The following is a 13,439-nucleotide window of genomic DNA, read 5'->3' on the forward strand; positions in this document are numbered from 1 at the left end:
GATTATGGAAGCTCGTCCCCAGATTGGTCAGTTCGTCAAAGTACTTCGCGGTAAAGATGAGGAAAGCTATGCGATTATTTTAGCGATCGTCGACGATCGATTCGTCATGATTGCGGATGGGCATAAGCGCCGATTCGATGGACCGAAGAAAAAGAACGTTCTGCATCTCGAGTTACAGCCTGCAATTAGTCCAGAGGTTTCAAGCAGTTTGCTAGAAACCGGCAGGGTGACCAACGCTAAGTTACGTTACGCAATACAGAAGTTTGCACATGCGAAAGGAGAATGACGGTTGGCTAAGGAAGACATCATTGAGGTCGAAGGTACGGTCATAGAGCCGTTGCCGAATGCCACGTTCAAGGTGGAGCTGGAGAACGGTCATCAAATTCTCGCACATGTTTCCGGTAAGCTCAGAATGCACTTTATCCGCATCCTGACAGGAGACAAGGTGGTTATACAGTTATCGCCTTATGACTTATCAAAAGGGCGCATCACCTATCGTAAGTAAGCCCATTAGCGGCTTGCTCACGAAAGATTCGGGAGGTAATCACAATGAAGGTTAGACCTTCGGTAAAGCCGATCTGCGAAAAATGCAAAGTCATTCGTCGCAAAGGCAACGTTATGGTGATTTGTGAAAATCCGAAACACAAACAAAAACAAGGATAGAAGGAGGGGAATATAGCCTATGGCACGTATAGCTGGTGTAGACTTGCCGCGTGATAAACGCGTCGAAATCGCCCTGACATACATTTTCGGTATCGGCAAAACAACGTCGCAAAAACTTTTGAATACAGCTGAAGTTAGCTACGACACTCGTGTTCGTGACTTGACAGAAGACGAACTTGCTCGCCTTCGCGAAGCAATTGACAAATCTGTTAAAGTAGAAGGCGACTTGCGTCGTGAAATTTCGCTTAACATTAAGCGTCTGACTGAAATCGGATGCTACCGTGGTCTTCGTCACCGTCGCGGCTTGCCTGTTCGCGGTCAACGCACGAAAACGAATGCACGTACTCGCAAAGGTCCTCGTCGGACTGTAGCTAACAAGAAGAAATAAGAAGGGAGGATAATGGACAATGGCTAAACCAAAAAAAGTCGTTCGTACGAAACGTCGCGACCGGAAAAATATTGAGACTGGCGTTGCGCACATTCGCTCGACTTTCAACAATACGATCGTTACGATCACGGATCCGCACGGTAATGCAATTTCATGGGCAAGCTCTGGTAACATGGGCTTCAAAGGCTCACGTAAGAGCACACCTTTCGCAGCTCAAATGGCTGCTGAAACAGCTGCGAAAGCAGCGATGGAGCATGGCATGAGAACCGTTGAAGTGATGGTAAAGGGACCAGGCGCTGGCCGTGAAGCTGCAATTCGTTCGCTTCAAGCTGCCGGATTGGAAGTTAACCTCATTAAAGACGTAACACCAGTTCCTCACAACGGATGCCGTCCGCCGAAACGTCGTCGCGTATAGTTGGATCCGATGTGGTATCAAATATCAACAACTTGTGAATAATGGTTGTGAAGGTTTGGCATACTACAAGATTTGACTTAAAATAACGGTAAGGTAACGGAGCGACGTTTGAAGGAGGGTACTATTAGTGATTGAGATCGAAAAGCCGAAAATCGAAACCGTAGAACTGAATGATGAGGGAACTTACGGACGTTTCGTCGTCGAGCCGCTTGAACGCGGATATGGCACGACGCTAGGAAATTCGCTTCGTCGAATTTTATTGTCGTCGTTGCCAGGTGCAGCAGTAACCTCGGTTCAAATCGATGGAGTGCTTCACGAGTTCTCTACGGTTCCCGGAGTGATTGAGGATGTTACCGAGATCATTCTGAACCTGAAGGGCCTCTCGTTGAAAATCCACTCCGATGAAGAAAAGGTGTTGGAAATCGACGCGGATGGCGAAGGGAATATTACAGCGGGCGACATTCGAGCAGACAGCGATGTCGAGATTTTAAGCCCTGATCTTCACATCGCAACCTTGGCCTCCGGCGCGCGGCTCCATATGCGGGTTTTTGCTAATCGGGGACGCGGTTACGTGCAAGCGGACCGCAACAAGAAGGACGAACAACCGATTGGGGTAATACCCGTTGATTCGATATACACGCCAATTACTCGCGTGAATTATAGCGTAGAAAATACACGTGTTGGTCAAGTTACTAACTACGACAAGCTCACGCTTGAAGTATGGACTGACGGTAGTATTAGACCGGAAGAGGCTGTAAGCCTCGGCGCTAAAATTTTGACCGAGCATTTGGACTTGTTCGTTGGATTAACCGATGAAGCCAAAGACGCGGAAATTATGGTTGAGAAGGAAGAAGATAAGAAAGAGAAAGTTCTAGAGATGACGATCGAGGAACTTGATCTTTCCGTCCGTTCTTACAACTGCTTGAAGCGCGCTGGTATTAACACCGTTCAAGAGCTGATCACGAAATCCGAAGAGGACATGATGAAGGTTCGTAACCTCGGACGTAAATCCCTTGAGGAAGTTCAAGAGAAGCTTGAAGAGCTAGGTCTTGGCCTGCGCATGGAAGAGTAGTAAACCAACAAGAATAGACAAAAGAGCAAGGGAGGGGAAAACAAGATGGCATATCAAAAATTAGGACGTGACGCTAGTGCACGGAAAGCTTTGTTCCGTGACCTCGTTACTGACTTGTTCCTTTATGAGCGTATTCAAACGACTGAAGCTAAAGCGAAAGAAGTTCGTTCTATCGCTGAGAAGCTGATCACTAAAGCTAAGCAAGGTGATCTTCATGCTCGTCGTCAAGTAGCAGCTTATGTACGTCGCGAGTCCATTGATGGACAACAAGACGCTATTCAAAAGCTGTTCTCCGAACTAGCTAGCCGTTACTCGGAGCGTGCAGGTGGATACACACGTATTCTAAAACTAGGACCCCGTCGCGGCGATGCTGCGCCTATGGTTTACCTGGAATTGGTTGACCGCGCGTAGTACTGTACAACACGGAAAAGTATAAGCTTGTCCACAGCGTTAAACCTTGTCCAAGCTTTATACGCGAGCGTAAACGGCTTATGCCTGCCTTTGGCGGTATAAGCATGCTAACGCGATGAAATATAAGCCAAGTATTTGGGCTCGCCCTATACTTCTTATATTTTAGTGAAAAGGGTGGACCCTTGCGGCCACCTTTTTTTATTTGCCTATCTGAATGGTTAATCATGTTGATTAAGCTATTCCTGCTTTTACAGCGATGTACGAAAAGCCGTTTGGGTGAATTCATGCTTTTAACGAGCGCTGAGTGTCATTTAAGCGGTGGAGTAGGAAATACTTCTGTAAGGCAAGGAAAGCAACCAGGGAGCGATAGATGTGCTCGTGCGACATCTCTTGGGTGTCCAGAGGGCGAAGCTCCTCGAGGTCCTTTTATAAAGAGGATTTAGGGACTTAGGAATCCCTTTAGTTAAGGGGGGAACAGGTTGAGGAATATTTGCGTAAAGGTTAGCTATGACGGGTCGGGCTTTAACGGTTTTCAGACGCAGCCATACGGCAGAACGGTTCAAGGTGAAATAGAGAAGGCTATCAAGAAGCTTACGGGCGAGACGACCATTATCATTGGCTCGGGACGCACGGATGCGGGAGTGCATGCACAGGGGCAGATGTTCAACTTCTATACGGAATCTACGATTCCGACAGAGAGATGGGCGATCGCGCTTAATACGCGGTTGCCGAAGGACATCGTCATAATTGAAGCATTCGATGTGCCGGAGCATTTTCACGCGAGAAGATCCGCCAAGCGCAAAACGTATCGTTACACGATTGATACCGGAAAATTTCCAGATGTGTTTGGTCGCCAGTATCGCTTTCATCATCCGACGCCGCTTGATGTAGAGGCGATGCGCGAGGGGCTCGGCTGCCTTGTCGGGAAGCATGATTTCACCTCGTTTACATCGATTCATTCTACCAAGCCTCATCATATTCGGACGATCTACGAAGCAGACTTCGTACAAGAAGGCCCCATCGTTCATATGTACGTGACGGGCAACGGTTTTTTGTACAATATGGTTCGAGTCATTATGGGGACTTTACTATGGGTTGGCGAAGGGAAAATAGCTTCATCTGAGATAAAACGCATCCTGGAGGGTCGAAATCGATCGCTTGCAGGTCCAACGGCAATGCCGCATGGATTGATGCTGATGGATGTTGAATATTCCAGCGAAAAACAGGGATAAACCACTATAAATTACTTGCACTTAAACATACTTTATAGTAGAATATAACTTGTGCTTTCGAAGTGGCTAACCCACAGCCCCGACTGAGATCGTCACAAACTTGGCTATCAACAATGAATAAACAAACCAACGTTTACGTTGTTATAAAAACGATTAATGTATGAAATTAAGGAGGATCATCCATGCGTACCACTTATATGGCTAAATCAACTGAAGTTGATCGTAAATGGTTCGTCGTCGATGCGGAAGGCAAAACGCTAGGCCGCTTGGCGAGTGAAGTTGCTGCCCTGATCCGCGGCAAACATAAAACGACATTTACACCACATGTTGATACAGGCGATTTCGTTGTCGTTATCAATGCTGAAAAAATCCATCTGACAGGCAAAAAAATGTCGGATAAAATTTACTACCGTCACTCCATGTACTCCGGTGGCTTGAAAGCTACTCCGGCACAAGAGATGATCAAAAACAAGCCAGAGCGCGTTATTGAGCTGGCTGTACACGGCATGTTGCCTAAGAACCGTCTTGGCGACAAAATGAAGCTTAAACTTAAAGTATACGCAGGTGCGGAACATCCACATCAAGCACAAAACCCTGAAGTTTACGAACTTCGCGGGTAATAAAGAGGAGGACAAGTTTCATGGCTCAAGTGCAATACTATGGAACCGGTCGTCGTAAACACTCTGTTGCACGTGTACGTCTTGTGCCGGGTGAAGGACGAATCATTATTAACAAACGCGACATCAATGAATATTTTGGTTTAGAAACATTGAAATTGATCGTAAAACAACCGCTTAACCTTACTGACACATTGTCGAAATACGATGTGCTTGTAATCGCTAACGGTGGTGGCATGTCAGGTCAAGCAGGCGCTATCCGTCACGGTGTTTCCCGTGCTTTGCTTAAAGCTGACCCTGAATTCCGCCCAGCTCTAAAACGTGCAGGCTTCCTGACACGTGATCCGCGTATGAAAGAACGTAAAAAATACGGTCTTAAAGCGGCTCGTCGCGCTCCACAATTCTCGAAACGTTAATATCTATACATCAAATGCCTTCTCTGCTTGTCAGAGGGGCATTTTTTTGTGTCTAAAATTATACGCTCAAAAACTTTATTTCATTTTGGTGAAAACTTATTATTGAACATTGCACGCGTAGGACGTATAATTTTTATACAGACTAATTTACTAGGATTTAATAACGGAGGGCATACAAATGAACCTTTTTGAAAAAGAAGCGCTAATTAAGCAAAAGGAAGTTGAGCTCGAAAACGCGACACCGGAAGAAATTATTGCGTTTGCAGTTGAAACTTTCCCTAATATTACTTTCGCATGCAGCTTCGGAGCTGAGGATGTCGTTCTTGTTGACATGCTGCAAAAAATCAGCCCGAAAACGGATATTTTCTACTTGGATACCGATTATCACTTCAAGGAAACCTATGAGACGCGCGACCGTATGGCTCAGCGCTACCCAGGAATTCCTTTCGTAGAAGTAAAGCCGGAGATTACACCTGAGGAACAAGCGGCACAATTTGGCGAAGAGCTTTGGAAATCCGATGCCAACGCTTGCTGCAACATTCGTAAAGTAAAACCTTTGACTAATATTCTTTCTAAATATGATGCTTGGATTACCGGTATTCGCCGCGATCAAGCGCCAACACGCGCAAATTCCAAAAAGATCGAGTATGATACAAAATTCGGACTCGTGAAATTCAACCCTATCGCTCATTGGACGAATGAAGATGTATGGAACTACATCCGCGAAAATGACGTTATTTACAACCCATTGCATGATCAAAACTATCCGAGCATTGGCTGCGAGCAATGTACGCGTAAAGTAATGCCGGGTGAAGATCCGCGTGCGGGACGTTGGGCTGGCCAAGAAAAAACAGAATGCGGATTGCATAAATAAGCAACCTTAGGAGGCAATTACAACAATGAGTCAAATTCTACCGCACGGCGGCGTATTGGTTAACCGTGTCGCTACAGGCGAACAACGTGAAGCACTGCTGGCTGAAGCCAAAACATTAAAAGCCATTACGATCAACACATGGACGATTTCCGACCTTGACTTGATCAGCGTAGGCGCATTCTCTCCATTGACTGGTTTTATGAACGAAGCGGACTACCAATCGGTTGTGAAGGATATGCGTCTTGCGAACGGAACGGTATGGAGCATTCCGATTACGCTTGCTGTAGAAGCAGCGAAGGCTGCTGAATTGGCTGTTGGCGAACGCGCAGCTTTAACTGGCGAAGATGGCGTGATTTATGCAATCATCAACATCGACAGCATTTACACGGTAGATCACAAGGTTGAAGCAGTCAACGTGTTCAAAACGGATGATCTGGAGCACCCAGGCGTTCAAAAGCTGTTTGAGCGTTCCAATACGAATGTAGGCGGAGAAATTACGGTTTTGAACCGTCCACAGCCTGAGAAATTCAATGAGTTTTATTTTGACCCATCGGAAACTCGTCGTCTATTTGCTGAGAAGGGCTGGAAAACAGTCGTTGGCTTCCAAACGCGCAACCCTGTTCACCGTGCTCATGAGTACATTCAGAAGACGGCAATGGAAATCGTTGATGCTTTGTTTCTTAATCCGCTTGTTGGCGAAACGAAGTCCGACGACGTTCCTGCTAATGTGCGGATGAAGAGCTACTTAGCCTTGCTTGAAAACTACTATCCACAGGATCGTGTTTTCCTTGGCGTATTCCCAGCTGCAATGCGTTATGCTGGTCCTCGCGAAGCGATCTTCCATGCGCTTGTACGCAAAAACTATGGCTGCTCGCATTTTATCGTTGGACGCGACCACGCTGGCGTAGGCGACTACTATGGCACTTACGAAGCACAGGATCTGCTCAAAACAATTCCAGTCGAAGATCTCGGCATTACGCCGCTCTACTTCGAGCACAGCTTCTTCTGCAAAAAATGCGGCAACATGGCTACATCAAAAACTTGCCCGCATGACAAGGAGCATCATTTGACGCTTTCAGGTACAAAGGTTCGCGCATTGCTTCGCGATGGCGTATGCCCGCCGCCTGAATTCTCCCGTCCAGAGGTTGCTCAAATTTTGATCGAAGGTATGTCCGAGCAGCCTGTCGTCTAATAATTTGACTTGCATAAGGTTTGTCTCATAAACGACCATCTCGTCCCATATAAATGAAAGTGTGCATTAGGCTTAATGTGAAGCTGAATGATGCCGCTTATTCATTAGATGGAGAACGGGGTGGTTTTTTTATGCGCCGAATCAGTCGGCATGTTGTCATTTGGTTGACGTATAAAGGTGCAATGCGGATCGGAATAGGACTGCTGATCGTTGCATTAACGGGCATCATACTGACGCAATCGATGCCGGCGACCAAAACATGGTCTTATTGGACGCTGCCGTTATCAGGGAAGACTATTGCTATTGATGCTGGCCATGGGGGAGTGGATGGAGGCGCCATTAGCAAGCAAGGTGTAATCGAGAAGGATTTGAACTTGGCAATCGCGCTCTATTTGCGTGATTATTTGCAGCAAGCGGGCGCCATCGTCGTGATGACGAGGGAAGGGGACTACGATCTTGCAACGGGTGATGCAAGAGCGTATAGCAAGCGCAAGACGGAGGATTTGAAGAAGCGCGTGGCGGTTATTAAGGACAGCAAGCCGGCTGCCGTAATTAGCATACATATGAATAGCATCCCATCGGCCAAGTGGTCTGGAGCGCAAACGTTTTTTCATCCTACAAACCATCCAGACAACCGGATTCTAGCTACATTCATACAGGATGAAATCAAGCGCAACTTGGAAAATACGACTCGGGTTGCGGCTACCGTAAAGGATGTGTATGTGCTCAAAGCGCTTGAGGATATACCGACGGCACTCGTTGAGGTTGGCTTCCTGTCCAATCCAGGCGAATCACAGCGCCTTGCAGATACCGAGTATCAAAGACAAGTGGCAGCGTCGATTTATGAAGGCGTGCTTCGCTATGCATCCGGCGAGAAGCTGAGCGGCAGCGTGCTGCAGGATGAAATAACGACAGATTGATTGCATATTTGAAAGATGCAGCAGCATCGATCATGCTAAGCCGCTACATCATGCAGAATGAGGTAGCAAATGATGGCTCTGAAAATAATCAGGTCGTCGCGGATGGCTTGGTTGATTCGTATCCTGTGTTATAATGACTATTAACTAGGTTTGATTATATAAAGGTGGGACACATATGTTGACACGTGAGCAAGTTATAGAGGCCGTCGAATTGGTGACGGCAGAGCAGAAGGCGGACGAGATCACCATCCGCGACGTAATGGTTCGGGACCGTCAAGTTTCGATGACGGTCCTTGGGGTTAGCGCGGCTGCGCAGCCCGCGCTGGAAGCCTCGCTCCGCGAGGCGCTGGCGCGCCTGGGCGCCGAAACCGTGCACTTCCGGTTTCGGGCCGAGGCAGCGCCTGCCGCGGGCGCAGGCGCGTCTACGCCGCCGCCTGCGGCAGCTAAAGCAGCGGCCGCGGCTAGCGCCGGTGCCGGCAAAGCTGGCGGCCCAGCGCCCGTACAGGGCCACGGGGCCGGCCTTGCCAACCCGCTGCTGGACCCTAGCAGCGGCGTGAAGTTCATCGCCGTCGCCAGCGGCAAAGGCGGCGTCGGCAAATCGACGGTGACCGTCAATCTTGCGGTCGCCTTAGCCCGCAGGGGCAAGCGTGTCGGCATTATCGATGCCGACATCTACGGCTTCAGCGTTCCCGATATGATGGGAATCGAAGAGCGTCCGGAAGTGGTGAACGAGAGGGTAATCCCGATCGAGAAGTTTGGCGTCAAAGTCATGTCGATGGGCTTCTTCGTGGAAGACAACAGTCCGATCGTATGGCGCGGGCCGATGCTCGGCAAAATGCTGCGCAACTTTTTCCAAGAGATCGAATGGGGCGAGCTGGACTACTTGCTGCTTGACCTGCCTCCAGGCACAGGAGACGTTGCGCTTGACGTGCATCAGATCATCCCGCAAAGCAAAGAGATTATTGTAACAACGCCGCATGCCACCGCAGCCTTCGTAGCGGCAAGAGCCGGCGCTATGGCACTGAAAACCGAGCATGAGATCATTGGAGTCGTCGAAAATATGTCCTATTACATATCTACTGCAACAGGTGAGAAGGAATATGTATTTGGACGCGGAGGCGGCGCTAGGCTAGCGGAGACGCTTCATGCCGATCTGATGGCGCAAATTCCATTGGGCGCTCCGGATAACCATATATCTGAGCCTGATTTTGCTCCGTCTGTATACAAAGAGGACAGCGACACAGGCAGATTGTACTTGGAGCTGGCGGATCGCGTGTTGAGCAAGTGCGAATAAAGTAGCCATCCACAATAATAAAGCCCGAACGATTGTCTTTTGCGGACAACCAGTTCGGGCTATTTTTACGAAATGCGACTACATGCCAGAGTCTCCGCCTCCGCCTTCTTCTTCAGAACCCGAATCTCCGCCGGATTCTTCTCCGCCAGATTCCCCTTCTCCGCCGGATTCTTCTTTCTTCTTATCTACCTTCTCATTAGGGTTCGGTTTAAGCTCTTCCTGAACCGCTTTTTTCATCAGATCGAGCACTTCAAGCCGGAATAGCGGATTTTGCATCGACTCCTGCATAAGGGACATGACTTCCTTGCGATATTGCGTGCTTTGCAGCACCTCGAGAATCATTTTATCCATTTCCGGATTTTTGAGCACCTTGATCAAATCGGCTTGGTAAGAAGGATCCTTGATCAATTCCTTATGGATCGCTTTATTTTGCTTGTTAACGGATTTTGCAAATTCACCTGCAAAGCGAGTATCGACCATTAGCTTCTTGATGACCTTATCGTATTGAGGAGAGATAAGGACATCCTTAACCGCCAAACGGACCTCTTCCTGATCCTGAACGGAAAGCAGCTTTGATGTTTGCCCGCTGTAGCCGGACATTTGCTGTGACGACTCCTGCAAAGCCTTTTGCGCGTCCTCCGTCTTCAGAATGTCGATAACCATGGACTTCAAATCCTTGTAGCTGACCTGTTCATTTCCTCCCGACGGCTCGGCACCACAGCCTGCAAGCATTAACATCATTGCGGATATAACCGACAATAAAACCCACCTCTTACGCATCCTTAGCATGCTCCCTTCTATGTCAGTAAAGCTGTATCCCATTCGGATAAACAAATCGTTCTAAAAGTGATGGATCATGGTCTTATTATGCGCATTGTTCACCGTATTATCATGGAGAGTCGTTAGCTTTTTGTTGTGAACGTGGTAAAATAAAGGGTAATGCGGAAGCAATTATGGCCGCTAAAGGGAAACGACTTCATTGCCACTCATTTTGTACCGAAAAAATGAAGCATAGAATGGTTGAAGAGCGAGCCATCATAAACATTCAGGAGGATAATGAACGTGAATTTAAAAAAGTGGTTCTTTTTATTTTGGAGCGGCATGGTTGTCGGTGCGCTCGCGTGCGTGATAACCGGGGCGATCATGGCTTGGGTTGATCCAGAGTTTGGCTTTTTAGGCTTTAAAGCCGTCGGATTTAACGCCTTGATGATGGCCTTAGTCGGTTTAATGATCGGAGCCTTCAGCCAGATGGGCTTTTTCGCTTATTTAACCTTGAACTATATTGCCCTTAGCGTGTTCGGCAAAAAATATTTATGGAATACGCTTCAAGGCTATACGACGATATTTGCAGCAGCCGGACTTGGCTATTTATTGTACGAGCAGCGTATGAATAACTGGTTTTTCTGGACGCTGCCGCTTATTTTGCTAGTTCTCTCCGGAGTTGTGTCATGGTTCAAGGTTAAGCAAACGAACAAAACAGCCTTTGTCCCAACGATGTTTCTAATGTTTGTAGTAACGTTTATAGAGGCATGGCCTGCGCTTCAAGGGGAAACAAACGTCTCCGCCATCGTATTTATGATGGTCCCGTTATTCGTTTGCAATGCATACCAAATCATGATGATGCATCGACTGGTCAAAAAAGAAACGACCGACTCAGCAGCAATAGCTGCAAAGCCGGTCGTATAGCTTAGTATTCGAATTCGGCGGCATCGAGCTGCGGGAATGTAGACGATGTCTTATCCTGCACAGCTTTGCCGTCGATTTCTGTTTGTGTGATTAGGTCGGATACCGTTACGAACTCGTAGCCCTTGTCACGGAGCTGATCAATGACGATTGGCAAAGCCTCATGGGTTTGCTTAACGGAATCGCTTGCGTGAAACAAAATAATATCGCCAGGGTGAGCGCGGGTCACGACACGGTTAATAATTTTATCTGTGCCGATATTCATCCAATCGAGTGAATCGGTATCCCATTGGATGACCTTATATTGAAGCTCTTCAGCAATACGGAGAACACGTTTGTCAAAATCGCCGTTAGGCAGTCGGATTAAATTCGGTTGTTTTCCGGTAACGTCGGACAAAATGGTGTGGGCTGTCGTAATTTGCTTCCTGATTTCTTCGTCGCTCAGCTTGCTGTAGTTGTCATGCTTGTGTCCATGGCTGCCTATTTCATAACCGGCTTCCTGAATTTTTTTGACGATCTCCGGATGAGATTGGCTCCAAGGCGATGATAAGAAGAAGGTAGCCTGCTTGATGTTCTTTTCCTTTAGCACATTAAGAATCGGCTCTGCTCGTTTTTCGCCCCAGCTGATATCGAAGGTAAGGGCGACGACCTTTTTGTCGGTGGGCACGCTGTAAATGGCAGCCGGCTGCTGCGGGGCGAATACGGTGATGTTGTCACGTTCGGCATAAATGATGCCAACCGAGAAGACAAGGGCGATCGTGATCAAAAAATACCTTTTCAACTTGCGGCCGTTCAAAACATAAAAGACATTCATGGGGAAGGGCACTCCTCTCTAATGGAAGCTTGTACAAAGATAAGAAAGTATAAATCCGACCTTTATACTTCGCTTATCTTTTATCGCGAAACGAGCTTTTGCCTCCATGGAAGGCTGCAGTCATTTACGCTAGTAGTACAATCTATGCTCGTACAACAAAGATATTCATCCATGTTGCCAACTTACATCGTATGGAGGGAAATAAAATGTTTAAATGGCGGTTGATTTGGGAGCATTTCAAGCAAATGAATCCCTACATTGCATTTGGCACGATATTATTTTTGGCCGGAATGGTCGTTGGGGGCACTAACCCGACATTTAAAGCCTTTCTGGATGAACAGCTAAAGGGACTCGGACAGCTTTCCGAGATGATCGATAATTCAAGCAATCCAACCTTGACGATGATCATTTTTATCTTTTTGAATAATGCGATAAAATCAATTTTGGTTATGTACTTAGGGGCATTGTTCGGTATACTGCCCTTCTTTTTCCTAGTTGTGAATGGCATGGTTATTGGTTATTTGCTGAAAATGAGCGCGGATCTCCATGGGGGAGGATATGTAGCGGATCTCGTCCTAAAAGGGCTGCTGCCGCATGGCATATTGGAAATCCCGGCGATCATTATCGCTTGCGCTTACGGAATGAGGTTTGGAGTGCTCGTACTAAAAGCAGGAGGCTCCATTATATTCGCTCGGTCGAAGCAAGCCAGTCTAGGTCGCGAGCTTGAAAGCTTCGTAGTCCGAACCGTTCCGGTCATGGTTATTCTAACGATAACGCTGCTTATTGCGGCTGTTATTGAAAGTACATTTACAACATGGTTGTTAACGATGTAATAATTTTTCCAATATTTGAGCATAACAGTAAAGCAGTGTCGAAACGCATTGGCGTGAGATGTTGCTTTTTTGTTCGTTTTGGACGGTCTAGTTGCGCTTTACAACTAAAGGAGGTCACTCACGGCTATGCTCGGAATACTTTTCAACGATAAAGAATGCAAAGAACTCGACTATGTCCTTCGCAAGGAACTGGATGAAATGCTGCTTGACCTAAATGATTCCCGATTAGATGGAGACATTAAGCAAGCAATCACGAGAAGATACAAGATCATCTTCCGAATGTATGCACGTATTGCCTCCCCTAAAGAACTGTCGCGTTATGCGTTGAACGCACGTTCTTATCGATAAAATTAGGTTTTTAAAAAAACTTTCAAAAAGGGGTTGCATTTAATTGGGCCCCTGTGATATATTATTTCTTGTCGCCGCGAGACACAAGCGGAAACAACGAAAGAGAAGATTGTTCTTTGAAAACTGAACAACGAGTAATAACTGCCTCGCAAATCCTTCGGGATACGCGAAAAAAGCGATAAAAAAGTAATGAGCAAGTCAAACACCAATTTGGAGAGTTTGATCCTGGCTCAGGACGAACGCTGGCGGCGTGCCTAATACATGCAA

The 13,439-nt window shown here is 47.1% G+C and carries 20 protein-coding genes and 1 rRNA gene; 19 read left to right on the forward strand and 2 right to left on the reverse strand.

Going from position 1 to position 13,439, the window contains the following annotated elements; all coding sequences use genetic code 11:
* Positions 1–4 precede the first annotated feature (4 nt).
* The 15 genes from HI950_RS32385 to HI950_RS32455 all read left to right on the forward strand — a co-directional run bounded on the left by HI950_RS32385 (position 5) and on the right by HI950_RS32455 (position 9,494).
* Complete coding sequence (locus tag HI950_RS32385) at positions 5–286, forward strand: KOW domain-containing RNA-binding protein (protein ID WP_169090770.1); 282 nt, start codon at positions 5–7, stop codon at positions 284–286.
* Between the two features lie 3 nt (positions 287–289).
* Positions 290–505: a translation initiation factor IF-1 gene (gene infA / locus HI950_RS32390; RefSeq protein WP_053373919.1), complete on the forward strand. Its 216-nt coding sequence runs from the start codon at positions 290–292 to the stop codon at positions 503–505.
* 44 nt (positions 506–549) lie between these two features.
* A complete protein-coding gene (gene rpmJ, locus HI950_RS32395; protein ID WP_003333770.1) occupies positions 550–663 on the forward strand; it encodes a 50S ribosomal protein L36 in 114 nt (37 codons plus the stop codon).
* Positions 664–682: 19 nt separating this feature from the next.
* Complete coding sequence (gene rpsM / locus HI950_RS32400) at positions 683–1,051, forward strand: 30S ribosomal protein S13 (protein WP_054025308.1); 369 nt, start codon at positions 683–685, stop codon at positions 1,049–1,051.
* 19 nt (positions 1,052–1,070) lie between these two features.
* Positions 1,071–1,466, forward strand: coding sequence for a 30S ribosomal protein S11 (gene rpsK / locus HI950_RS32405; protein ID WP_053373921.1), 396 nt, complete (start codon positions 1,071–1,073; stop codon positions 1,464–1,466).
* A 127-nt stretch (positions 1,467–1,593) separates the two neighbouring features.
* A complete protein-coding gene (locus tag HI950_RS32410) occupies positions 1,594–2,538 on the forward strand; it encodes a DNA-directed RNA polymerase subunit alpha (RefSeq protein ID WP_053373922.1) in 945 nt (314 codons plus the stop codon).
* A 45-nt stretch (positions 2,539–2,583) separates the two neighbouring features.
* Positions 2,584–2,949: a 50S ribosomal protein L17 gene (gene rplQ / locus HI950_RS32415; protein WP_169090744.1), complete on the forward strand. Its 366-nt coding sequence runs from the start codon at positions 2,584–2,586 to the stop codon at positions 2,947–2,949.
* Between the two features lie 479 nt (positions 2,950–3,428).
* Entirely contained in the window at positions 3,429–4,181 is a 753-nt protein-coding gene (gene truA, locus HI950_RS32420; RefSeq protein WP_169090745.1) for a tRNA pseudouridine(38-40) synthase TruA, read from the forward strand.
* Positions 4,182–4,363: 182 nt separating this feature from the next.
* Positions 4,364–4,801 (forward strand): 50S ribosomal protein L13, encoded by a 438-nt coding sequence (rplM, locus tag HI950_RS32425; protein ID WP_169090747.1) that lies wholly within the window; start codon positions 4,364–4,366, stop codon positions 4,799–4,801.
* A gap of 20 nt (positions 4,802–4,821) precedes the next feature.
* Positions 4,822–5,214, forward strand: coding sequence for a 30S ribosomal protein S9 (rpsI, locus tag HI950_RS32430; protein ID WP_053373926.1), 393 nt, complete (start codon positions 4,822–4,824; stop codon positions 5,212–5,214).
* Between the two features lie 178 nt (positions 5,215–5,392).
* On the forward strand, positions 5,393–6,088 hold the full coding sequence (locus tag HI950_RS32435) for a phosphoadenylyl-sulfate reductase (RefSeq protein ID WP_169090749.1): 696 nt from the start codon (positions 5,393–5,395) through the stop codon (positions 6,086–6,088).
* A 25-nt stretch (positions 6,089–6,113) separates the two neighbouring features.
* Positions 6,114–7,280 (forward strand): sulfate adenylyltransferase, encoded by a 1,167-nt coding sequence (gene sat / locus HI950_RS32440; protein ID WP_169090751.1) that lies wholly within the window; start codon positions 6,114–6,116, stop codon positions 7,278–7,280.
* Positions 7,281–7,411: 131 nt separating this feature from the next.
* Positions 7,412–8,200, forward strand: coding sequence for an N-acetylmuramoyl-L-alanine amidase CwlD (cwlD, locus tag HI950_RS32445; RefSeq protein ID WP_169090753.1), 789 nt, complete (start codon positions 7,412–7,414; stop codon positions 8,198–8,200).
* Positions 8,197–8,334, forward strand: coding sequence for a hypothetical protein (locus HI950_RS32450; RefSeq protein WP_169090755.1), 138 nt, complete (start codon positions 8,197–8,199; stop codon positions 8,332–8,334). The genes cwlD and HI950_RS32450 overlap by 4 nt, the downstream gene beginning before the upstream one ends.
* A 41-nt stretch (positions 8,335–8,375) precedes the next feature.
* A complete protein-coding gene (locus tag HI950_RS32455; RefSeq protein ID WP_169090757.1) occupies positions 8,376–9,494 on the forward strand; it encodes an Mrp/NBP35 family ATP-binding protein in 1,119 nt (372 codons plus the stop codon).
* A 78-nt stretch (positions 9,495–9,572) separates the two neighbouring features.
* Here HI950_RS32455 and gerD read toward each other — a convergent pair whose 3' ends face one another.
* Positions 9,573–10,274, reverse strand: a complete 702-nt coding sequence (gene gerD / locus HI950_RS32460; protein ID WP_169090759.1) for a spore germination lipoprotein GerD — start codon at positions 10,272–10,274, stop codon at positions 9,573–9,575.
* Positions 10,275–10,556: 282 nt separating this feature from the next.
* On the opposite strand from gerD, the gene HI950_RS32465 reads away from it, so the two are divergent.
* A complete protein-coding gene (locus HI950_RS32465) occupies positions 10,557–11,180 on the forward strand; it encodes a KinB-signaling pathway activation protein (protein WP_317618491.1) in 624 nt (207 codons plus the stop codon).
* A 1-nt stretch (position 11,181) separates the two neighbouring features.
* Here HI950_RS32465 and pdaB read toward each other — a convergent pair whose 3' ends face one another.
* Entirely contained in the window at positions 11,182–11,991 is an 810-nt protein-coding gene (gene pdaB / locus HI950_RS32470; protein ID WP_169090762.1) for a polysaccharide deacetylase family sporulation protein PdaB, read from the reverse strand.
* 206 nt (positions 11,992–12,197) lie between these two features.
* Between pdaB and HI950_RS32475 the strand changes: the two genes are divergently transcribed.
* The 3 genes from HI950_RS32475 to HI950_RS35510 form a co-directional block, all read left to right on the forward strand.
* Positions 12,198–12,824 (forward strand): stage II sporulation protein M, encoded by a 627-nt coding sequence (locus HI950_RS32475; protein ID WP_169090764.1) that lies wholly within the window; start codon positions 12,198–12,200, stop codon positions 12,822–12,824.
* A gap of 126 nt (positions 12,825–12,950) precedes the next feature.
* Positions 12,951–13,172: a hypothetical protein gene (locus HI950_RS32480; protein WP_053373934.1), complete on the forward strand. Its 222-nt coding sequence runs from the start codon at positions 12,951–12,953 to the stop codon at positions 13,170–13,172.
* 207 nt (positions 13,173–13,379) lie between these two features.
* A 16S ribosomal RNA gene (locus HI950_RS35510) occupies positions 13,380–13,439 on the forward strand; the annotation flags it as partial.

Origin of the sequence: Paenibacillus sp. PL91 (assembly GCF_012935325.2) — a bacterium.
GTDB lineage: Bacteria > Bacillota > Bacilli > Paenibacillales > Paenibacillaceae > Pristimantibacillus.